The organism is Senegalimassilia faecalis (assembly GCF_004135645.1).
GTDB classification, from domain to species: Bacteria; Actinomycetota; Coriobacteriia; order Coriobacteriales; family Eggerthellaceae; genus Senegalimassilia; species Senegalimassilia faecalis.
In genome coordinates this window covers 1,169,181-1,192,171 of sequence record NZ_SDPW01000001.1, presented here as the reverse complement: position 1 = coordinate 1,192,171, position 22,991 = coordinate 1,169,181, and the positions used below count along the sequence as shown (strand labels likewise).

17 protein-coding genes and 1 tRNA gene are annotated in these 22,991 nt (G+C 59.6%); 5 read left to right on the top strand and 13 right to left on the bottom strand.

The features are described from left to right. Positions 1–126: 126 nt before the first annotated feature. The gene (locus tag ET524_RS04960) at positions 127–792 is read left to right on the top strand and encodes an HAD family hydrolase (RefSeq protein WP_129423747.1); all 666 of its coding nucleotides are present in this window, start codon (positions 127–129) and stop codon (positions 790–792) included. 73 nt (positions 793–865) lie between these two features. After that, a tRNA-Arg gene (locus ET524_RS04955) sits at positions 866–941 on the top strand. A gap of 112 nt (positions 942–1,053) precedes the next feature. Here ET524_RS04955 and ET524_RS04950 read toward each other — a convergent pair. Together ET524_RS04950 and ET524_RS04945 are read right to left on the bottom strand one after the other, a co-directional pair. Further along, on the bottom strand, positions 1,054–2,307 hold the full coding sequence (locus ET524_RS04950) for an Nramp family divalent metal transporter (protein WP_129423745.1): 1,254 nt from the start codon (positions 2,305–2,307) through the stop codon (positions 1,054–1,056). 289 nt (positions 2,308–2,596) lie between these two features. After that, positions 2,597–3,565, bottom strand: a complete 969-nt coding sequence (locus tag ET524_RS04945) for a helix-turn-helix transcriptional regulator (RefSeq protein ID WP_129423743.1) — start codon at positions 3,563–3,565, stop codon at positions 2,597–2,599. Positions 3,566–3,998: 433 nt separating this feature from the next. Here ET524_RS04945 and arcA point away from each other — a divergent pair, with 433 nt between their 5' ends. Together arcA and ET524_RS04935 are read left to right on the top strand one after the other, a co-directional pair. Further along, entirely contained in the window at positions 3,999–5,216 is a 1,218-nt protein-coding gene (gene arcA / locus ET524_RS04940; RefSeq protein ID WP_129423741.1) for an arginine deiminase, read from the top strand. 216 nt (positions 5,217–5,432) lie between these two features. Beyond that, positions 5,433–6,869, top strand: a complete 1,437-nt coding sequence (locus ET524_RS04935) for a basic amino acid/polyamine antiporter (protein WP_129423739.1) — start codon at positions 5,433–5,435, stop codon at positions 6,867–6,869. Positions 6,870–7,132: 263 nt separating this feature from the next. Here the strand turns inward: ET524_RS04935 and ET524_RS04930 are convergent, their stop codons facing one another. The 11 genes from ET524_RS04930 to ET524_RS04880 form a co-directional block, all read right to left on the bottom strand. Then, complete coding sequence (locus ET524_RS04930) at positions 7,133–7,726, bottom strand: TetR/AcrR family transcriptional regulator (RefSeq protein WP_129423737.1); 594 nt, start codon at positions 7,724–7,726, stop codon at positions 7,133–7,135. Between the two features lie 109 nt (positions 7,727–7,835). Beyond that, positions 7,836–9,185: an MFS transporter gene (locus ET524_RS04925; RefSeq protein WP_129423735.1), complete on the bottom strand. Its 1,350-nt coding sequence runs from the start codon at positions 9,183–9,185 to the stop codon at positions 7,836–7,838. A 351-nt stretch (positions 9,186–9,536) separates the two neighbouring features. Beyond that, complete coding sequence (locus ET524_RS04920) at positions 9,537–10,868, bottom strand: MFS transporter (protein WP_129423733.1); 1,332 nt, start codon at positions 10,866–10,868, stop codon at positions 9,537–9,539. Positions 10,869–11,092: 224 nt separating this feature from the next. After that, the gene (locus tag ET524_RS04915; protein WP_129423731.1) at positions 11,093–11,680 is read right to left on the bottom strand and encodes a hypothetical protein; all 588 of its coding nucleotides are present in this window, start codon (positions 11,678–11,680) and stop codon (positions 11,093–11,095) included. Between the two features lie 46 nt (positions 11,681–11,726). Continuing rightward, positions 11,727–12,860, bottom strand: coding sequence for a DMT family transporter (locus ET524_RS04910; RefSeq protein WP_129423729.1), 1,134 nt, complete (start codon positions 12,858–12,860; stop codon positions 11,727–11,729). A gap of 254 nt (positions 12,861–13,114) precedes the next feature. Then, positions 13,115–14,263 carry a serine/threonine protein kinase gene (locus tag ET524_RS04905; protein WP_129423727.1) on the bottom strand — a complete coding sequence of 383 codons (1,149 nt, stop codon included), beginning with the start codon at positions 14,261–14,263 and terminating at the stop codon, positions 13,115–13,117. A gap of 721 nt (positions 14,264–14,984) precedes the next feature. Beyond that, complete coding sequence (gene hypD, locus ET524_RS04900) at positions 14,985–16,121, bottom strand: hydrogenase formation protein HypD (RefSeq protein WP_129423725.1); 1,137 nt, start codon at positions 16,119–16,121, stop codon at positions 14,985–14,987. A gap of 153 nt (positions 16,122–16,274) precedes the next feature. Then, on the bottom strand, positions 16,275–16,547 hold the full coding sequence (locus ET524_RS04895) for a HypC/HybG/HupF family hydrogenase formation chaperone (RefSeq protein ID WP_129423723.1): 273 nt from the start codon (positions 16,545–16,547) through the stop codon (positions 16,275–16,277). Between the two features lie 45 nt (positions 16,548–16,592). After that, a complete protein-coding gene (hypF, locus tag ET524_RS04890) occupies positions 16,593–19,046 on the bottom strand; it encodes a carbamoyltransferase HypF (RefSeq protein ID WP_129423721.1) in 2,454 nt (817 codons plus the stop codon). A gap of 190 nt (positions 19,047–19,236) precedes the next feature. After that, positions 19,237–20,949 carry a glucose-6-phosphate isomerase gene (locus tag ET524_RS04885; RefSeq protein ID WP_129423719.1) on the bottom strand — a complete coding sequence of 571 codons (1,713 nt, stop codon included), beginning with the start codon at positions 20,947–20,949 and terminating at the stop codon, positions 19,237–19,239. Between the two features lie 221 nt (positions 20,950–21,170). Further along, the gene (locus tag ET524_RS04880; RefSeq protein ID WP_129423717.1) at positions 21,171–22,124 is read right to left on the bottom strand and encodes an L-lactate dehydrogenase; all 954 of its coding nucleotides are present in this window, start codon (positions 22,122–22,124) and stop codon (positions 21,171–21,173) included. A gap of 86 nt (positions 22,125–22,210) precedes the next feature. Between ET524_RS04880 and ET524_RS04875 the strand changes: the two genes are divergently transcribed. Further along, entirely contained in the window at positions 22,211–22,972 is a 762-nt protein-coding gene (locus tag ET524_RS04875; RefSeq protein ID WP_129423715.1) for a TraX family protein, read from the top strand. The last annotated feature ends 19 nt before the right edge of the window (positions 22,973–22,991 follow it).

Below are 22,991 nucleotides of genomic sequence, written 5' to 3'. Positions count from 1 at the left end.
GGCGCTTGCGCCGAGGGGTGCGATTTTCGCAGAAAATCGCGAGTCCCGTCACCCGCTCCATTGATAACTACGGCAGCCTTATGGCTGCCGTTTTTGTTGCAAGGCTTTCGATTCAAGGAGGACCTCATGAATCAGAGCAATCCCACATTCGACACGTTCATCTTCGATCTTGACGGCACGCTGCTTGACACTATGCCCGACCTGATTGTGGTCACGAACAAAACGCTGGAGCATTTCGGCAAGCCTACGCACACCGACGCGGAGATCCTCAGCTACGTCGGCGACGGTGCGCAACGGCTTATCTACCGCGCCATGCCCGAGGGCACGTCCGACGAGACCTGCGCCGAAGCGCTTGCCTACTGGAAAGCGTTGTACCCGGAAATTGGCCTTGAACTCACCAAGCCGTACGCACACATGCCCGAAACGCTTGCGCAGCTCAAGAAGCAAGGTTGCAAGCTGGCCGTTCTTTCCAACAAGTACGAGGGTGGCGTGAAGGATGTTATCCCGAAGCATCTTCCCGGCCTGTTCGACGTGCTGCACGGCGAATGCGAGGGCATTCCGCGCAAACCCGACCCCACGGGGCTTTTGCGCACCATCGCCGAGCTGGGCTCGGCGCCTGAGCGAACGGCGTATGTGGGTGATTCCGCCGGAGACATCAAAGTTGCGCGCAATGCCGGCACGTTCGCTATTGGCGTAGACTGGGGTTACAACCCCGTCGACGTCTTGCAAGAGGCGGGCGCCGACGTGATTCTGTCCAGCCCCACGCAGTTTTTGCAGTTCTCCCCGGCGTAAACATTGCGCACAAGCCGTGGTGACTGCACGGCGAATGACCGCTTGCGCCGTTTAATGCTACAATGACGAACACGCCTCAGTAGCTCAGGGGATAGAGCACCGCTCTCCTAAAGCGGGTGTCGTACGTTCGAATCGTATCTGGGGCACCACGAACATGCAGGCCACCGGCATTTGCCGGTGGCCTTTTTACTGCCCTTACAGCGAAAAAGCGGACGGGATATGCTCCCGCCCGCTTTTGAATGCTTGGGTTTTCTCTTGCTGTTAAGCGCCGATGAGCGTTTGCAGCGATGCCAGGAAGCTGGACATGTTGCGCCAGCACATGAACAGCGTGATGCCGATGAAGATTACACCGCAGATGTTCGCGAAGGCATGGTTGCGCCACTTGCCCAGGCTTTTGCCGTTCGCAACGTACATCACGAAGAAGGCCATGATGGGCAGCAAGATGGCGTTTGCCGCCTGCGCGACGAGGATGAGCTCGGTCGGGCTTTTGCCCAGCACAACGGCCATAAGGCAGCCAGCCACCAGCACGATCATCCAGACGACCTTGAACTGCAGGTCCTTCAGCGTTTTGCCCCAGCCCAGCACGCCGTTGACCGCGTACGCAGCGGAAAGCGGAGCCGTGATGGCGCTGGAGAAACCGGCGGCCAGCAGGCCAATGCCAATGAGCACCGTGGCCCAGTTGCCCAGCAGCGGCTGCAGCGCGATAGCCATATCCTTACCGTTCGTGACGGTGATGCCGGCCGCATGCATGTTCGCAGCAGCGCAGATGAGGATGGCCATGGAGATGACACCGCCCAGGCCGATGGACAGCACGCAGTCGAAGCGCGCGTCGGAAACTTGCTCGGGATCCTTGAAACGCTCGGCTGCGCCGGACGCGTGCAGGAACAGGTTGTACGGCACGATGGTAGTGCCAATCAGGCCAACGGCGGTGAGGATGCCCTTCGCACCGGCCTGACCCTCGGGCAGCGTAGGCGTGAACAGGCCGGCCACAACCGCGCCCCAATCAACCGGCGAAGCGAACGCCGTGATAAGGAACACCAGGCCCATGAAAATGACGATGCCTGTCAGAATCTTCTCGACCAGCTTGTACGAGCCAGCCCACATGGCAACGAACGCAAGGATGCCCAGCACGATGACGATGGGAATCATGGGGACATCGGCCACAGCCTGAATGCCCAGGATGCCGCCCGTGATGTTGCCCGTTTCGTATGCGGTGTTACCAATAAAGATAGCGATGATAACAATCACGATTGCAATCCACTTCAGCACAGGATGCGAAATGCGATCGCGGATATTCTCACCCAGGCCTTCCTGCGTCACGATACCGATTCGTGCGGCCATCTCCTGAAAGATGATCGTTGCGACGGTGGCGAACAGCAGCGCCCACAACATGGTGTAGCCATAGCTTGCGCCGGAAACCGTGCACGTGGTAACCGTGCCGGGGCCAACGAAGCCAGCCGCAACCAATGCGCCGGGGCCGACGTTCTTCAGCTTCTGAACGAACGAGCTTGCCATCGTGTCCCTCCCTTCCTTTTGGTTGATTTCCCACATCAGCTTGTGGATTAGTGGGACACTTTAGCAGACGAAAGCGCCTCTGTGTTGATTGGATACGGGACTGTAACACACCGGCGCCGCCCCCGGCGGTAGAGGGTAGGTTTTGGGGGTTGGGCGGTAATGAGAGAAGTCTCGCGACAATGAGCATAATAAGGTAAGGGGCGACGCTGCTTGCTAGCCACAAGCGCACACTTTGCAGCCAACGGGCAGCGGCTTGCAAGATGCGTGCGCGGCGCCGAGCCCTGCGCCGCTACGACATCTTCCAGAAATCCTGGATAAGTTCCTGGCGACTTGCGGAACCCGTTTTCTTCAGGATGTTGTGCACGTGCACCTTCACCGTGGACAGGGCCAGCGACATTTCCGAAGCGATGTTCTGGTTATCCTTGCCGATGAGGATGAGATACAGCACCTCGCGCTCGCGCTGCGACAGCTTGTGGCGCGTGGCGAACACGTTGAGGTTCTCGACGATCTGCTGTTCCTGACGCTTGCTGCCGCCTTGCGCCGGCGGGCGCTCGAAACGCAGCGAGAGCATGCGGAAGCAATCGCGCACGGCGGCAATGCCGACGACCAGCAGCAACAGATTCTCGGCGTAGTTGCGCTCCGTGGTGAAGATAAGCGGCCCGATGGTAAACGACGGAATGTCGAGAAACAGGAAGAACGCGGCGTCTTCCACAAGGATGCCCAGGCTCAGCACCCAGGCCGCAAGGTATATGACCCGGTGGCGCCACAGACGGGCGCGTTCGGCCTCGTCTTTCTGCTTCACGAAGCGATAGCCCGCGTACAGCAGAATCCAGTACATATAGAACTGGTGCATGGCCCAGAACCAAAAGCGCTGGTTTTCGCCATCGGGAATGACGACAAGCATAGCCACGCTAACAACGGCGAACACCACCGGGGGCACCACCAAAAGCGCGCGGCGCGATTCGCCAAGATAGTCGCACACCAGCACCCAAAACGCCGTGATGAAGCCGCCGCCGGTGACCACGGACGCCAACGATCTGACGAACATGTACAGCGAAGGCAGCGCCTGCTGCGTGGAGCGCATGATGAATTCGTCTTGGAACACCAGCGCCACGTCGAAGAAATAGAATGCGAACGCAATGCTTAAGAACAGCGTGGTCTTCTTGTGCGACACCAGATACGCCGACAAGCACACAGCCGCCACCAAAATGGACAGCAGCAACATGAGCAACGTGTAATAAAACAGAGCTAGCTCCACAAGCCCCTCCGTAGAACGCGTCCATTAATCCCCATCACAAACGCTTTCTTCATGATACACGAGCCTGGCGCGCCATATCGCGCCGTTCAGCCAACGGAAGCAAAGAAGTTGTTGGGCGTCAATTTTCTAAACGGAAACGGTTTAACAACGTTTCGAGCGTTTCGGCAACGCCGCCATAACAAGCTTGCCATCAGGCGTTTATTCGAGGTTTAGCTGCTTCATACTGCGTTTAATCCCTGGTTCCACCTCTAAACGGGTGCCGTTAAACCCGTCTTAGACCTTCCGGATTATTTGTGAAGAATTCATAGTGGAATCAGGGAAACGGGGCGACTTGGAAAGCCCCACCCGCGAGCCAACCCGCTAAGCCAAGTATGCGACGCGGCTCGCACGGCGAAGATAGTTTTATATCCCAACGAGACGAAAGAAGGTTGTTATGGCTGGCGTAAACGTCAAGAGCGAAATCAAGCCCTTGAAGAAAGTCCTGCTGCATCGACCCGGTAAGGAGCTGCTGAACCTTACCCCGAACACGCTTGAAGAGCTGCTGTTCGACGACATTCCGTTTTTGAAGGTTGCCCAGGAAGAGCACGACGCCTTCGCGCAGGCTCTGCGCGACAACGGCGTGGAGGTCGTGTACCTGGAGGACCTGACGGCCGAGGTTCTGGCCGCCGACCCGCAGCTTCGCGAGAAGTTCCTGCTGCAGTGGATCGATGAGGCCGGCATCAAGACCGAGCGCTATCGCAAGATCATCTTTGATTACATGCAGGAGAACTACCCCGACGCCAAGGACTTCGTGTTGAAGACCATGGAGGGCATCAACCTGACCGAGTTGCACACCGACAAGTCCAACTCGCTGGTCGACCTGGTGTCTGAGGCCTCCAAGATGGTGGTGGCCCCCATGCCGAACCTGTACTTCACCCGCGACCCGTTCGCGATGATCGGCAACGGCGTGTCCATCAACCGCATGTACTCCGTCACGCGCAACCGCGAGACGTTTTACGGCGAGTACATCTTCACGTATCACCCGGACTTCAAGGGCACCCCGCAGTACTACAGCCGCTACAACACGTTCCACATCGAGGGCGGCGACATCCTGAACATCAACGAGCATGTGCTGGCCATCGGCATCTCCCAGCGCACCGAGCCCGACGCCATCGACGGCATTGCCCACAACATCTTCAACGACCCCACGAGCCCCGTGGACACCATCCTGGCGTTCAACATCCCGAACAACCGCGCCATGATGCACCTGGACACCGTGTTCACTCAAATCGACGTGGACAAGTTCACCATCCACCCCGGCATCATGGGCCCGCTGTCCGTGTTCGAGATCACGCCCGAAGGCAATGGCATCAAGGTGCACGAGATCAACGCTCCGCTTGAGCAGATTCTGGAGAAGTACATCGGCATGCCGGTGACGCTGATCCCCTGCGGCGGTGGCGACCGCATTGCCGCCGAGCGCGAGCAGTGGAACGACGGCTCGAACACGCTGTGCATCGCCCCTGGTCGCGTGGTGGTTTACGAGCGCAACGACGTCACGAACGCCGTGCTGCGCAAGCACAACATCGACGTCATCGAGATTCCGTCGGCCGAGCTGTCCCGCGGCCGTGGCGGCCCGCGCTGCATGAGCATGCCCGTTTGGCGCGAGGATTAATCGTTTGCTGCAAGGGATGCCGGCTTGTGCCGGCATCCCTTTGGAAGCTTGCCGGCTGCACGGGGTCGGCGCTTCTGCACTGTTTGTCTGGTTTCGCCTCTGCGTTCCGCCCGCGCCTGTGCGGCAACGCAGCCGCTGCAGGTCCGGTATGTCCGGCTAACCGCGCGGAGTCCAGGGGCGACACCCACTGCATGGTTTCGATTAAGGAGGGAAATCATGAGCGAAAAAGCTAAAGGCATTGGTCTATTCGGACTGATCGGCATGGTGGTCAGCTCGTGCATCGGCTCCGGCGTGTTCGCCATTACCGGCCAGCTTGCCGGCGTTGCAAGCCCGGGCGCCGTGCTGATCGCATGGCTTGTGGTGGGCATCGGTTTTGCCGCCCTGGCGCTGTCGCTGAACAACCTGGGTGCGAAGAAGCCCGAGCTCAAGGGCATTTTCCAGTACGCTGAGGAAGGCTTCGGCCCACTGGCCGGCTTCATTTCCGGCTGGGGCTACTGGCTGTCCGCATGGTTGGGCAACATCGCATTTGCCACGATGATGATGTCCACGCTGGGCTACTTCTTCCCCACGTTCTTGCCGGGCAACACCCTGCCCTGCGTTATTGTGGCGTCGCTGTTCATGTGGGCGCTGACGTTCCTGGTTATCCGCGGCGTTGAGAGCGCATCGTTCCTGAACGCTATCGTTATGGTGGCGAAGGTGGCCTCGCTGGGCATCTTCCTTATCTTCGCTATCTTTATGTTCAAAGCGGGCATCTTTACCGCCGACTTCTGGGGCAACGTGTACAACAACGCCGTTGCCGCTGGCGAAGCGGGTGCCGATGCAGTGGGCCTGGGCTCCATCGGCGAGCAGGTTATGAACTGCATGATCATCATGATGTGGGTGTTCATTGGTATTGAGGGCGCCGCTGTTATGAGTTCGCGCGCTCGCAACAAGAGCGAAGTTGGCAAGGCTACCGTTATCGGCCTGATCTGCCTGCTGCTTATCTACATCGGCTGCTCCGTGCTCCCCTATGGCTACATGAGCTACACCGAGATCGCCACGCTGGACTACCCCGCCATGCTGTACGTGTTCGACTCCATGGCTCCCGGTTGGGGCGGCGCGTTCATCAGCATCGCCATTATCGTGGGCGTTGCCGGCGCGTGGCTGTCCTTCACCATGCTGCCTGCTGAGACCACGTCCGAGATGGCCGAGCGTCACCTGCTGCCCGAGTCTTGGGGCAAGCTGAACAGCAAGGGCGCTCCGCAGATGAGCCTGCTGCTGGTTGGCGCTTGCATCCAGGTGTTCCTGATCGTGCTGATGTTCAGCGAGGACGCGTACAACTTCGCGTTCAGCATGTGCACCGTGTCCATCGTCATCACGTGGTCGTTCATCGCGCTGTATCAGATCAAGTTCTCGGCCGGCGAGAAGAACACCGCCCAAATCATCGTTGGCGTGGTGGCCCTGATCTTCCAGGTGGTCGGCGTACTGTACAACGGCTGGTCGTTCCTTCTGCTGACCTGCGTTGGCTACATCCCCGGCTTCTTCGTGTATGCGAAGGCCCGCAAGGATCGCGGCCACGCGATCACCAGCGGCGAGAAGGTTGGCATCGGCGCTGTGTCCGCCCTGGGCATCCTGGCCCTGGTGCTGGTGGGCATGGGCGTGATCGGCATCTAGCTCGCGCAAGGATTGCTGAAAGCTTGCAAGCAGAAGGCCCGGACCGAAAGGTCCGGGCCTTCTTTGCGTTTTCGTGGGTTGTTGAGAAACGTCGATAGGCTGCTTCGCGCTGGGGGTTGCAATCTCGTACGCGCGATGGTTGTCCAACGAGAGGTTTTCCACGAGCGCTTTAGCATGCAGCTTCAAACCGCATTGCTTAGCCAGGCGTAAAACCAACATGCCGCCTACTAGATGCGCAGGCGGCAATAGAATACAAGCTTGCTTTATTCGTCACGATCAAACGCTGCCAGCACGTCTTTCAGCAGCCCGGCCGCCAGTTCGCGGACATCGCGGCCCTCGGAGACGGCCGTAACCGCCGCGCCGTCGACCACGGCGCCGACGATGTGCGACGGCATGTCCACGCCCGCATGCTTCAGGATGCGCCCGACCGCCTGGTCAAGCTGCACGCGACCATTGCGGTATGCCTCGGTAACGTCTTCTGATTCGGAAGCCGCCAGCAGCTGCATGTAGTGCGCAGCCGGGTTCACGGAGTCGTCGGGCAGGCTAGCGCTGATAAGCAGGTTCACCAGATGCTTGCGGCAATCGGCCTGGTCCATGGATTCGGCCGTGGTAGCAGAATTCTCGGCGCGTTCGGCCCATAGCTGAATGTTGTAACGGCCCGCCTCGTACAACAGTTGGTTCGTAGATTCGAAGTAGTAACCCACCGACGACGACGCCGCACCAGCCCACTGGGCAACTTTGCGATACGTTACCGCCTTCGGCCCCTGCTCGCGCAGTAGCGCCGCCGCGGCAAGCACCAAAGATGTGCGCGTAATCTGCGCTTTCAACGATTTTGGAGTTTGGTTTGCCTCGCCCATGTTCGTCCCCCTCTTAGCGAAAACCACCACCGCCCATTATACGAAAATGCCGCCCGAATTCATGCATTCGGGCGGCATTCGCAAGGCAAATCATTACGAGCGATTCACGTTATACTTCAGACAAATCCTTGCCGGTATGCTCGTGCGAGGCAATCATGGCAACCAACGCCAGGATTGCGATGAACACCATGTAGTACGCCGGGGCAATGGCGTCGCCCGTAAGCTCGATGAGCGCGAACGAGATGTACGACGCGGAGCCGCCGAAGATGGCGTTCGCCAGGTTGAAGCTGAGCGCAAAGCCGGAGTAGCGAACGTCAGTGGGGAACGTTTCGCACAGGTAGCTGGACAACGTGCCGTCGTTGATAGTAAGCAGCAGGCACATGACCAGCTCCACCACCAGGATGGTGAAGAAGTCCAGGCTGTTCAGCAACCAGAATGCCGGGATGGTGAACACGATGAAGCCCACGCACGCGCCGATGAGCATCTTCTTGCGGCCGAACTTGTCGGAAATGCGCCCGGACAGGAAGATAAAGCCGATGTACACCACCAGCACGATAGTGGTGATGATAGACGCGGAAGCGGCGTCGTAATTCAGTGTAGCCTCAAGGTAGTTCGGCAGATACGTCAGCACGGCGTAGAAGCCCACAGCGTTCAGCACGCACGCGCCAAACGAGATGACCAGCACGCGGAAATGCTTCTTGAACAGCATGCGGATGGGCTTATCTTCGGACTTCATGCCCTTTTCGGCCAGGTCAGCCTGCATCTGCGCATACACCGGAGAGTCTTCCAGATGCTCGCGGATGTAGTGCGTGATGAAGCCGAGCGGACCAGCCAGCCAGAACGGGATGCGCCAGCCCCAGTCAACAACGAACTCGGACATTGCGCCGAACGTGTTGAACATCCACGTTGCGAACAGCGAGCCGATTAACAGGCCGACGGCCGTAGACGCCGGCACCATGGAGCAGTAGAAGCCGCGATGCTCCTTCGGTGAATACTCCGCAATGAACGTTGCAGCACCCGCGTACTCGCCCGACGCGGAGAAGCTTTGCACCATGCGCAGCAACAGCAGCAGAAGCGGAGCACCGATTCCCAGCATGGCGTAGCCGGGAAGGCAGCCAATTAGGAACGTTGCGCCAGACATGAGCAGGATGGAAGTGGACAAGGCCCACTTGCGGCCTTTCTTATCGCCCATGTTTCCCCAGAAGATTGCGCCAAGCGGGCGCACCAGAAACGCCAGCGCGAACACGCCGAACGTCATCATGGTGGCAACCATCTTATCCTCGCCCGGGAAGAACACCAGGGCCAGAACCGTTGCCAGATACGAGTAGCTTGCATAATCGAACCACTCGATGAAGTTGCCTAAGAACGACGAGAACACAACCTTCTTTAGCGTCTTATGTTTCTCGGCCTCGGAAATGGTCAGTTCTTGGTTCGTAGGTCTGCCAGAGTCAGCATTCATGATAATCCCCTAATAACTTTGCAGCAGCCTTATGACGCAAGCCGGCTGCGTGCACACGGACTTCATCGACTTCCCCTTTGGAAGCGATGAATTGCTGCATCACAACCTCCTTACCTGAAGGCTTGCCAGCATCAGCAAACCGAATACTGAACAGATAAGGAAATAGTACCGTGCGCACCTCGTGTGTTTGCGGCAGGTTTCCGGGTTGTTACCATTTAGCAATATGCCACCTGGGGAAACGTTCTCTTTCGCACCCCGAACCAGCCGATTGCGCTGGCAGCAACCCCTAGAACCCTTGCCTTTGACTACGGGCCCGCTAGGAGGAAACGGGCCTGTAGCCACGTCCGATTTCTAGATCTCGGACAGATCTTTGTTTGAGTGCTCGTGCGACAAGATCATGGCAACCAGCGCGATGCAGGACACGCCCACCATATAGAACGCGGGAGCCATGTTCGAGCCCGACACCGTGATCAGCGACGTGCAGATGAACGAAGCCGTGCCGCCGAATAGGGCGTTCGCCACGTTGAAGCTGAGCGCGAAGCCCGAGTAGCGCACCTGCGTGGGGAACGTCTCGCTCAAGTAGCTGGAAAGCGTACCGTCGTTGATGGTGAGAATGAGACACATGATCAGTTCCACCACGAGCACCGTTACGAAGTTCGCCGTGTTCAGCAGCATAAACGCCGGGATGGTGAACACGATGAAGCCTACGCATGCGGTGATAAGCATCTTTTTGCGACCGAACTTATCGGACAGATGCCCGCTGGCGAAGATGAACGCCACATACGTGATCAGCGCAATGGTGGTGATAAGCGAAGACTCGTTCTTCGGCATCATAACGGCCGTTTCCAGGTACACGGGCAAGTACGTGAGCACCACGTAGAAGCCGACGGCGTTGAGCATTGCCGCACCGATGGAAATGATGAGTTTACGCAGATGCTTGGTGAACAAGCAATGGATGGGACGCTCGGGGGCGCCGGCCGCGCCGGAAGCCTCGGCGTCTTTCAGTGCACGCTGCATGGCCTGATACGTGGGGGAATCCTCAAGCTGGATGTTCACGAAGTAGGCACCAATTCCCAAAGGACCTGCCAAGATGAACGGAATACGCCAACCCCACTCGTTAACAGAAGCTTCCGGCATGATGGTGTACATGACCGTTGCAAACGCGCTGCCCACCAGCAAGCCAATGGCGGTGGAAGCGGGAACGATCGAGCAGTACATGCCGCGCTTGTCGGTGGGTGCGTATTCTGCCAAAAACGTTGCAGCGCCCGCATACTCGCCGGATGCGGAAAAGCCTTGAATCATGCGCAGCAACAGCAGCAGCGCCGGAGCGGCCATGCCCCACGCCATATAGCCGGGCAACAGGCCGATGCAGAACGTGGCGCCAGCCATCATGAACACGGACACGGTAAGCGACCACTTACGACCCTTCTTGTCGCCCATGTTCCCCCAAAAGATTGCGCCGATGGGTCGCAGCAAAAACGACAGCGCGAACACTGCGAACGTTTGGATCAGCGCGAGAGCCGGGTCGTCGTTCGGGAAGAAAACCTGCGCGATGACGACCGCAAAATACGAGTAAGTTGCATAGTCGAACCACTCGATGAAGTTGCAGAAGAACGACGCCGTTGCGACTTTGCGGACGGTGCGCCGCTGTTCTGCGGCAGTTGCCTGAGCGCTATCTGTCATGGAAATCACCTTGGAACCACTTCAGATCGCACGGACACGACCCTAGGCCAATGGCAGCAAAAATCCCCATTGCTAGCCCTCCTTTACCGGGATGCCCCTCCTATGATTCGCCGTTTCATAGGCATCCCATCAGGCGAAACGCTATCCCTCAAGTTACGTTCCGCTTCCGATTAAAAAAGTGGATTGCGCCCTCCCTCATAGAGGCGCAATCCACCACGCGAACATTACCGCAGCACAATGTCTGCAGGCATATCCTCATCATCCATCAATTCTACCTGTGCACGGCTGGCGCGCAGCACAAAGTCACGCTTCGCCTTTTGCCCGCCATGCGCAAGCTTTTCGAGCACCACGCGCTTCAGGCGCGGGTAGTCGCTCAAACCATACCACGCGAACGCCGTACCGCCGACATAGCATTCAACGATGCTATGCACTGGGACGTCAGCGTCGCGCTTTGCGTCAAGATCCAGGTATTCCTGAATTTCGGCTGCGCATACGTCCTTGATAACGTCTGCGCTGATATCCAGATCGCTAGCCAAACCCCTAAGCTGGCGAGCAACCTCAGCATCGTCAGCATGCGGGAAATACGTCACATCAAACGTCACTGCCGCAACGCCAGACGCTTTCGCGAAAGAGAGCAGATCATCAAGAGACAGCATTTGCACGTGCTCTTCCGTGCGCTCCTTGATGTCGAGCATAGCGGGGAAACTGGCAAGGTCTTTCGACTCAAACGCAGCTTTCAGCTGGTCCTCGGTCATTGCAGCTTCAAAGTTGACCTTCGTAGCGATATGGGTTAGACGATTCGTAACCTTCATGACGCAGCCTCCTTTCAAAGGCCCTTACGTCAGCGTTAGAGATGCTCTAGCGCTCCTCTTCCTTGGCAGCCTCTTCTTCAAGACGTTCGGACAGATGCTCAGCGACTTTCTGCTGCTTCTCCATCCTCGAACCCTGAATCATAGCCTTGACGGTCGGGAATGCGCCGCCGCCAACGATCAAGATAATGCCGATTGCAGTGTTAAGCGTAACAGGCTCGCTGAACACTACCAGGCCGATGAACAGAGCAACAGGGACCTCCCAGTAAGCGATGGTGCTGTAGTCCATAGCCGGCAAGTTGCGGCCAGCGACCAGCAGGCAGCCCAGAGCGATAGGACCGCACACGATCCACAGAAGGACAGCGCCCACCCAGTTGAAAGCCGTGAAGTGGATCTCGGTGATCCAGTTGGTCTGACCCGTGGCCATACCGACAATGTTCATCAGGATTGCGACGGCACCCGCACCGATAACAGCGAAGATGAAGTTGTACACGCCGCGAGCGGTAGTATCCGCATCCTTACGATAGCCGTTGAAGAACATGGAAGCGCCATAGAACACGCCGGAAAGCAGGCCGAAGATGTCACCGACCATCTTCTGCGGGAACTCCGGAGTGGAAGGAGCCAGGTTGAAGTCAAGGCCAAATGCGTTTCCACCAACGCCAAAGCCAAGAAGGCTCTCACCGAACAGCATGCCTACAAACACGATGCAAAGGCAAACCCATTGCAGTGGGCTCATCGGCTCTTTGCGGAAGATTCGTGCAAGCAGCACGCAGATAACGGGACCCGTATAAATGAACATAACGGCATTTGCAACGGTGGTCATCAGCGTGGAGGTAACATAGCAGGCCAAGGACATGCCAATCATCAAGCCACCCAGTGCGATTGCAGGAGTAAGCTTGAGCTTCTTGAAGGTGGCAACCTTATGAGTGGCAACCATCAGAATCAAGAAGAACACCACGCCCATGGCCATACGACCAAGCGCCATAATTGCGCCGACAGAGTCGGAGCCGTTAAGACCCTGAGTAGCGTCAAACATGTCAGTACGCGTAGCCCAGCGACTGAACAGCGGCACCAAACCCATGCCCGTAGCGGAAATAAGCATGAAAATAGTGCCCATTTTACGGTTCATCTGATATTCCCGGGAGCCGTCCCCTTGGCCCACAGTGTTGTTCTCTTCTGCCATTGGTTCCTCCTTAAAAACCAGTAGCATGTACAGGGTGCCTCCAATTCACCCAATTTCGGTTCTGACCAAACTATTTCGTGCTCATATTAATATCCAATTGTTAAGCTCAATCTTGTCCAGTCGAATCGAAAACCCTTTGTGGCTGATTGGATGGCGAACTTAAAAAAGGGGCCTGGCTGAACTTGTCGTGCCAGGCCCCTTTCTATTATTTGTTCAGAGCCCTACTTGAGTAGGTTCTGGTTTAGGCAGATAGCCTAGTCCTCCCACATCTCCGGGTGGATGAGCGTGCAGTCCTTGACGCGGTTCGGGAAGTAGTCGAGGCACTCGCCCTCGCGGTAGACGTCTGCGGTGGAGCAGTGCAGGCCGCCGCCGAAGGGGTATGCGTCGCGCAGGTCGACCGGGATGACGTTCATGCCCAGCTGGTCCATCTGCTCCTGCTGGTTGACCTCGGAAGCCTCGACGATGACCGTGGAGGGGTCGAGCACCAGGCAGTTCATGGACAGCCACACGGAGCTGTAGCACAGCGCGGGCGGCTCGTCATGGGCGGGCTGGGCGGCGTCGACGATCTGCCAGTCGTTGGCCTCGAAGATGTCGCGCTGGCCCTCGGCCGGGTGACGGTGCGGGTTGTTGATGATCAGGCCCGGGCGCAGCGGCACGAACGTGGCGTCGATGTGGATCGGGTAGGGGTCGCCCGGGAAGTTCATCGCATGGATGCGGTACTCGGGATAGTAGCGCTGGAACCACTCCATGGCCGTGCGGTTGGTGGTCAGGCCGTGCTGGATGAAGATGTCCTTGCCCATGCGCATGAGGTCGGCGGCGTCCCACATCGGCTCGACCTCGGTGGTCACGAAGTCCTTGTTGGCGGTGCGGACGAGGCGCTCCTCGAGGGTGATCTTCTCGTCGTAGTAGTTGTGCTTGTAGGAAGCGTCGGTCAGGCGGGGACGGGGGGCCTGGGTCCACAGGAACTCGGGGTCCTCGTCGAAGTACTGCTTCATGAGCGGCCAGTAGGCCAGGTACTCGAAGTAGCGGCAGCGGAAGGAGTTGGCGGAGGCCATGATCTCGTTGCCGACGGTCAGCAGGATGTCGCGCGGAGGCATGCAGGTCATCATGGAGTCGTTGCGGAAGTCCGGCGTGCCGATGGCCTGGTTCCACTGCAGGGGCGTCGGGCGGTCGACGACCACGCCGCGCTCCTCGACGGCCTTGACCAGGTTCTCGAGGCACTCGTTGCCGCGCTCGACGGTGCGCAGCGGGCGCAGGCCCCACATGCCGCGCATCTCGGAGTCGACCGGCACCTTCTCAGAGGTCGCGGGCTCCTCGGGCGGGATCATCGAGTTGTCGCAGCGGCCAACGATGACGCGCTTCAACGGATCCCAGTCGTTCCAAGAGTTGACAATCTTCGCCATGACTGTCTCCTTTCTTTGAAGGTGCTTCCTACACCTTCGACGATGCACACTACCTATTGTGTACCTTTAGGCTTTTCCGGCCATTTGATGTGAAATTCACTGAGAGGGAAAAATCACTTGGCAACCCTTTAAGTTCGTTTCGTTTCGCATGTTCCGGTTTTGCCGACGTGACAGTTATATCACCTTCGTTGTGCGGCTGCAATAGGCGATTTATTCAGGAAATTGAACATTTTGCACAAGTAAATTATGCAGGTGCACAAAAGTGTGTAACAAAGTCGAAATACTTTGTTATGCAGTTTTGGCGCGATTATTGGATATTTTTTGCGTTTGTACCATTTGTCACCTGTAAACGCAGGATGGAATCGAAGTCGCATGCATTTCCTTCGTCAAGTACGACTTCGAAAAACATGAAATAGTTTGCACAACCAATCAAAAATGCGGTTTTCATAAGCTGAGTCGATGAATTTTGAATTTCTAGCCGAGCGTTGCGCTTTTTGAGTTTTGGGTCCGAACGGGCAATTTTGCCCGGCAGGCGGTGCGAAACGACCCGTTATACGCTGATTTCCCTTGTTTTCATGCACAATTGCAAAATATTCGAATTTTTTGCCGCTTTATGCATTTTTTTCATACAGGTCCGAAATGTCGCTGCAAAAAGCCCGGTCACACGACCGGGCTTTTGTCTTGCTGATCCATGGTTTCGATACTGCGCCACTTTCGAGCCTTAGTAATAGCGGAAGTAGGCGGCGCAGCTGCCTTCGCTGCTGACCATGCAGGGACCGACGGGGTTTTCCGGCGTGCACACCTTGCGGAACAGCGGGCACTCGTTCGGCGCCATGCGGGCGCGCAGCACGTCGCCGCAGCGGCATCCCTTCGGTTCGATGGTAGACTCGACGCTGGGGCTGAAGCGCCGCACAGCGTCGAACTGAGCGTATTCGGGGCGAATGCGGTAGCCGCTGCCGGGAATCTCCCCCATGCCGCGCCAAGTTGCCGTGCAGGTTTCGAACACCTCGTCGATGGCGGCCATAGCAACGGGGTTGCCCTGCGGCATGACGCCGCGCGCGTATGCGATTTCGATGTCGGCGCGACCTTCGTGCAGCTGACGCATGATCATGGCAATGCCCTGCAACACGTCAACAGGTTCGAAACCGGTGACGACGCCGGGGATGCCGTATTTCTTCGCCAGGAACTCGTAGGGCTTTGTACCGATAATGGTGCTGACGTGACCAGGCAAAATGAGTGCGTCAATTTTCAGGCTGGGGTCGTTCACCAGCGTTTCCAGCGCGCCGGGCATGTTTTTGTGAGCGGCGAATACGCTGAAGTTTTCCAGCCCCATAGCCGCGGCGCGCTTGATGGCCATGGCCACCAGCGGCGTGGTGGTTTCGAAGCCCACGCCCACAAACACGATTTGCTGGTCGGGGCGTTGCTTCGCCAACGTCAGCGCATCAAGCGGCGAGTAGCAGATTTCGACGCTGCGGCCGTTCGCCTGCTCTTTGAGTAGGCTTGATGTGCTGCCGGGCACGCGCGTCATGTCGCCGAACGTGGCAATGGTGACGCCGGGGATGCGCGCAAGCGCGATAACCGTGTCGATGTCGCGGTTCGAGGTGACGCACACGGGGCAGCCGGGGCCAGACGCCAGGCGCACACCTTCGGGCATGAGGTTGCGGATGCCGTTGCGCGCGATGGCCACGGTATGCGTGCCGCACACCTCCATAAGCGTGGCACCGCCGGCCGGGGTCAGCTTGCTGATGGAATCGATAAGGCCGCGCGCCAGCTTCGGGTCTTTGAACGCCGCCAGCTCCTGCTGCATGGTGGGTGCGTCGACGGTGCGCGAATGGTGAATGTTGTTGAGTTCGGTCATGTGGAGCCTTTAACTTCGGCGGCAGTGCGCCGCGAACGGACGGCGCTGCAGCGCCCTGCGGCGGCGCAGCGTTGTGGACATAACAAGGAAGGCTACGCAGCCGAGGGCGTTGTTGCGCGCCTCGATTGCGTAGCCTGGGTGCTTTTCAGCTGACTAGCCAGCCATGGTGGCTGCGACGTCTTTGGCCTCAGCGGGCAGCTCGTCGCCGGCAAGATCAGGGAATTCCCTGATGAGATCAATGGTTTCTTGCGCGTAATCGGGGTCCACCACCTCGATGGCGAACCCGGCGTGCACCAGGACGAAATCGCCGACGCCGGCCTGCGGCGTAAGGTCGAGAGAAATGCTGCGCGTCACGCCAAGGATGTCGACGGTTGCCAGGCCGTCGCCGTCAAGCTGCGTGATCTGCGCGGGAATTGCTAGGCACATGCGTTGCCTTCTTTCTTTCTGTTGCGCTGCCGACGCCGTTTGCGGTTATTCGCCGGCAGGTTCGCTCGTCTTATTCGCTGCCCATGCTACCACAGCCTGGCCATAGGAAATGCAGCCGTCGCTGGGCGGCAGGTCGCGATTGAGCGCCACGGTGAAGCCAGCATTTTGCAGCGCTTCTGCGGCATGCTCGATGAGGTAGCGGTTGAGGAACACGCCGCCCGACAGCGCCACCGTGGTGATACCGTACAGGCTTTCGACCAGCTGAGCAGCCATAACAGCTGCGCGCACGAACGCATCGTGGAAGCGGCGCGCCATGACGGGCACGGGAACGCCCGCGGCCTTGTCGTCAAGCAGCGCGGCGAATGCGGGCGCGGCGTCGAACAGCAGCACCGATGTGTCAAGTGCCGTGCTGGTTTCCGTGGCCGTGTTCTTCACGACATCTATATGGTAGGCATCGGTTATCGGCAGCTCGGCGGGCGCGAAGCCCATGGCGGCCTCAAGCTCGATGGCGGGCTGGCCTTCGTACGTGGGCTGCGGGCAAATGCCCAGGATGGCGCTGGCAGCGTCGAACAGACGGCCGACCGACGAGGTGTACGGTGTGTTCAGGCCGCGCTCGATCATTTGGGCGCACACGTCGGCCTGCTCCCCCAGCGCCTCCAGCACGTCTGCCGCACCCGCGTGTTCAAGCAGGTCGAACTCATGCAGCACGCCATACGCCATGCGCAGCGGGTTGCGGACGGCCGCCGCGCCTCCGGGCATGGGAACGTAGGCGAAGTTCGCGAAGCGCTCGTAGGTTTGCTGGTTGGCCAGCAGCACCTCGCCGCCCCAGATGTTGCCGTCGGCGCCGTAGCCCGTGCCGTCGAACGCGATGCCGCACACGGGGCCGAACAGGTTGTTCTCCCCCAGCACCGAGGCGACGTGCGCATGGTGGTGCTGCACTTCCACAAGCGGCAGTTTGTTACGTTGCGCCTGTTCGCGGGCCCATTTGCTCGTAAGGTACTCCGGGTGTTTGTCGCACGCAAGGCGCGCGGGACGCTCCTGGAACAGACTTTCGTAGCGCGATTTCGCCTCAAGCCACGCATCATAGGTTTCCGCGTTTTCCACGTCGCCGATGTGCTGCGACACGAACGCATCGGGTTGCTGGTCGTCGGCCGCGGCGGCGCGCACCAGCGCGAACGTGGCCTTCTGCTCGGGGCCTACCGCCAGCAGCGTTTCCTGCTTGGGCTGCGCTTCGGGACACTCCAACGGCAGGGGCAGCGGCGCGTAGCCGCGCGCGCGGCGCACGAACTGGATGGCTTGCTCGCCACCTGCCTGGATGACGCGCACCACCGAGTCGTCGTAGCGCGAGAGAATGGCGCGGTTGTTGCCCAGCACGGCATCGGCTATGCCGGCAAGTTTCTGGCGCGCCTGGGCATCATCGGTGACGATAGGCTCGTTGTGCAGGTTGCCCGAAGTCATAACGAGCATGGCCAGCGTATCGGCGCCGCGCTGCGCCTGCAGCGCCTGCGTGAAATCGTGCAGCAAAAGGTGCTGCACGGGCGTGCACGGCAGCATGACGCCCAGCTCGGGCAGCTTGTCGGCAAGGCCGGCGGCGAAATGCGCTTCCTGGCGCTTGCGCAGCAGCACGATGGGGCGCTTCGTCGACTCCAGCACGCCCTGCTCCACCTGGTCAACGTGGCACACGCGGCGCGCCTCGTCGGCGCTGGCCACCATAACGGCGAACGCCTTGCCCCAGCGGCGCTTGCGCTGGCGCAGCTTCGCAAGCGCTTCGGGGTTCGTGGCATCGCATACCAGATGGAACCCGCCAAGCCCCTTCACCGCAACGATGCCTCCATCAAGCAGCATGCGCACGGCCGCAGCGAAGATGGCGTCGGATGCTTCGCGCGTGTTTCCCCAGATGATTTCCTGGTTTGTCTCCCCCGTTACGCTCCACGAGATGTGCGGGCCGCATTCCCAGCACGCATCGGGCTGCGCGTGGAAACGGCGGTCGAGCGGGTCGGCGTATTCCGCGGCGCAACGCGGGCACATGGGGAAATCCTTCATGGACGTTGCAGGGCGATCGTAGGGCAGCGAGTCGATGATGGTGAAGCGAGGGCCGCAGTTCGTGCAGTTGATGAACGGGTAGCGGAAGCGGCGGTCGTTGGGGTTGAACAGCTCGGACAGGCAGTCGTCGCACGTGGCAAGGTCGGGCGACACGAGCGTGGTCTGTTGCGCCGCGTGCTCGTCCGAGAAGCGAATCTCGAACGTGGTGAAGCCTTGCAGCGGCACTTCGTTCAGGTCGATTTCCTTGACCTTCGCCGCGCTTGGGGGGTTCATATGCAGTTCGGTGACGAACTTGTCCAGCAGGTTCGCCTCGCCTTCGGCATGGATGAACACACCTTCTGTGGCGTTGAGAACCCAGCCGTTGAGCAGGTATTTCTTCGCAAGGCGATACACGAAGGGCCGAAAGCCCACCCCTTGTACGATGCCTTTCACCTGAATGTCGAGCGCCTCGACCATGATCAACCCCTTTATTGACGTCTGATTCTCCGACAGCGCCTTTTCGCTTGAGTTTCGCGCGCTGCTGTCAAAAATTGCCCATTCGAGCCAAAACCGTAAAGCAAAAGGCGCATCGACCAAGTCGACGCGCCTTTTCGTATCCAGCAGCGAGCCTCGCGCGCCAATAGCGCCGCGCCTTCGCGTCGGCCCTTTACGCCTGCGGAAGCTCTTCCAGAATGTCGCACACAACTTCGGCCAGCGCACGCAGCGTAACGCCGGAGTTGTCGGGCAGGTGCAGGTGCACGCAGCGGCGACCGCGACCGGCAAGCGTGACCAAGTCGCCCGAAGCCTGCGCCTTCGCCAGCGAGCCAAGGCTTTCGGCTTCTTCCTTCAGCGGAATGTCCTTCAGCTCGTCAGCGGACAAGATGAGGAACACGCCGCAGTTCGGGCCGCCCTTTTGCAGCTGGCCCGTGGAATGTAGGTAGCGCGGACCAACTTCCAGGCACGACACCATGCGGAACTTCTCGGCAACGCCGTGGCGAATGGACTCGAGTGCCTCGCGACGACCCTCGCCCGTGAACGGGAGAAACGCGTTCAGCGCGAAGAAATCGCCCGGCTGGATGCTGCCGAGCAGCGCGCGCAGCGAGGCGCGCACGTCGGTGCAGTCCTTGAAGCACGGGGCCTGGCGCACCTCGACCTGGCCCATGTGCACGTCGTCGATGAAGTCCTGCACGTAGTCGGGCTCGGGCTGGCCGTCGCGCAGAATGTCGAGCACGCAAGCCTTCGCCGACGCCACGTCGGGCTGGTCGAACGGGCACACCTTCATGAGGTAGCCGCACATGGCGATGGCGTACTCCCACATGATGAAGTGCTCGGGCAACTCGTACACCGATTCAATCTTGAACGCGGCGCGCGGGATGGTGGGATCGATGTAGGACAGGCTCATCTCGAAGTTGTGGCGCTCGTCCCACAGGTCGTTCTTCGTTTGGTACATGATGACGCTGCGGTCGCCCGGGTCTTTCTTGAGCAGCAGCGTGTCGATTTCGATGTTCGGCAGGATGCCCTGGCCGTTCTTGCCGACGCTTTCGGCAACAAGCTGCTCGATCCACAGGCCAAGCACGCGGCCGCGCTTCTGCGTGAGGAAGCTGAACTTGTTGCGTCCCTGCAGGTAGTTGTCGTACAGGAAAGCCGCCAAGCCGATGGCGGGGTTGTCGATGGCGTCCTCGCTGCAAGCGCGCTCGGCCTCAAGGGCGTGCGCCATGAACTCTTCCAGGTTGATGCCAACAAGCGCGGCGGGCAGCAGGCCGAACACGGACAGCGCGCTGAAGCGGCCGCCAACGGTGGGTTCGCCGGAGAATACGGCAGCCCAACCCTCTTCGCGAGCCTGTTGCTCCAGCTTGGAGCCGGGATCGGTGATGGCAACCAGGTGCTGCACCAGCTCCTCATTCGTGATTTGGCCAGCCAACGCGTCGCGCACGGCGCGCAGAGCCAAACGCGGCTCGATGGTGCCGCCCGACTTCGAGGATACGATGAACAGCGTGGTGCGGGGGTCGATTTCCGACAGAATGCCGCGCACGCGCACCGGCGAATCGGAGTCGAGCGTGCGGAATTGCACCAGCGACGAGTCCGGCTTGTGGTACTTCGTGATGGTCATGGGCGCCTGCGTGGAGCCGCCTTGGCCGATGAGGACCACCGATTTCAAGCCCTGGGCAATAATGGAATCAGCGAAGTTTTGAATTTCGTGCAAGGGGTACGGCGGGTTGCTTGCAAGGTCAGCCCAGCCCATATAATTCTGTGCGCACTCCTGCGCTTCGTCGGAAAAGTTGTACAGCGTCGCGTCTTTTGCGTGAAGGCGGCTGGCAACGCAGTCCTTCACCAACGTTTTGGCGGAGGGATAAAGCTTTTCCATATCTCCAGACAGCATGAGCACCTTCTTTCTGCGTAAGTAACGAACATTTTAGCAAACCCACTCCGTGGCGCCCCAAATGGGCATTTCTGTGTGATGGAGTTGTGAACCGAGAAGTAAACCGGTGGGCGTTCGGGGCGAAAAGGGGCCGGTTGATGACTCATGCAGAAAAGCAAGCGCCCGCGCTCCGGCGGGTTGTCGGCGTGCAGGCGCGGTTGCGGGTGCATTGTGCGCGAGCGCTACAGGTCCAGCTTGTCGATGACGGCGCGCAGAGTTGCCGCCGACTCTTTGAGCTGGGCGGTTTCCTTCTCATTCAAGGTGATGGGCACTTTGTACTCGATGCCGTCTTTGCCGACGACGGCGGGCATGGACAGCACGATGTCGTGCAGGCCGTAGTCGCCGTCAAGGTAGTTCGACACGGGCAGAATCGGCTTCTCATCTCGGGTGATGGCCTCGCAGATGCGCTTGACCGTCATGGCGATGCCGTAGTACGTGGCGCGCTTCTTCTTGATGATCTCGTACGCGGCGTTCTTCACGTCCTCGGCGATGCGGTCCATGTCCTCTTGGCGATTGGTGCGGCCGCGCAGCTCGCAGAACGTGTCCAGCGGGATGCCCGAGATGTTCGCCAGGCTCCATGCGGCGATTTCGCTGTCGCCGTGCTCGCCGATGATGCGCGCGTGCACGTTGCGCGGGTCGACGCCAAGGTGCTCGCCGAGGGCGCACTTGAAGCGTGCGGTGTCGAGCGTGGTGCCGCTACCGAGCACGCGGTTGGCCGGCATGCCTGAGAGCTTGAGCGTGACGTACGTGAGGATGTCGACGGGGTTGGACACCACCAGCAGGATGCCCTGGTAGTCACGCTCGGCGATCTGCGGGATGATGGATTTGAAGATGGCGACGTTCTTGTTCACCAGGTCAAGACGCGTTTCGCCAGGCGCCTGGTTCGCGCCGGCGGTGATGACGGTGATGGCCGCGTCGTCGATGTCGGTGTAGTCGCCGGCGTAGATGTTCATGGGGCTGGCGAACGGCATGCCGTGGGCGATGTCGAGCGCCTCGCCCTCGGCGCGATCGCGGTCGACGTCGATGAGCACCATCTCGGCGAACAGGCCGGACTGCATGAGCGCGAAGGCGCTTGCCGAGCCGACGAAGCCGCAGCCGACGATGGCCACCTTGCGCGGGTTGATGATTGCTGCCATAGGTTCCTCCTTGCGCGGCGTGCAGGCCGCATGATGACCGCGCCGCATCTTGGCGCGGCGCGAGGAAGGTCGAGTATACTTGCCGCATGATACAACACGCATCCACAACTTCTCCCGCGAACGCCCCACAAAACCGAGGGCTTACCGCGTTTCCGCTCAAAGTGCTGGCCATCGTCGGCATGACGTGCAACCATGCCTGCTACATATATTGGGATTATCTGCCGCCCGAGGTTTTGTGCGTGCTGTTCGGTTTCGGTGGGCTAACGTTTCCCATCATGGCGTTTCTACTGGTAGAGGGCTATCGGCACACGTCGAACGTTGCGCGCTATGCACGGCGGCTGCTGGTGTTCGCGCTGGTAGCGCAGGTGCCGTTCGGGATGTTTCTGAGCCCGGGGCTCAACGTGCTGTTCACGCTGCTTGTGTGCCTGGGGCTTTTGTACGCGTACGACCATATGGCGTCGCGCATGCGGTTTTGGATGGTGTTTGTGCTGGTCACGGCCCTGACCGTTACGTGCGATTGGGGCATTTTGGCGCCGTGCATGGTCATGGTGCTGCGCGTAGTTGCCGACCAGCGGCGGCGCATCGCGTATTCGGCGCTGCTGCCCATTGCGGCAAACGGCCTGCCCGCGCTTGAGCAGCTTCTTGCCGTGCCGTTGCTGCAAAACCTTGCGTTCGCGCTGTATCCGCTGGCAGGGTGCACGGCGACCATCCCGCTGCTGTGGGCCTACAACGGCGGCCGCGGGCGGCCCATGAAGTGGTTCTTCTACGCGTACTACCCCGCCCACATCGCGGTTCTAGGGCTGGCGAAGGGCCTGCTGCTCGGCGATTGGAGCATCGCGAGCGTGTAACCCACCTGCGCAGTTGAGG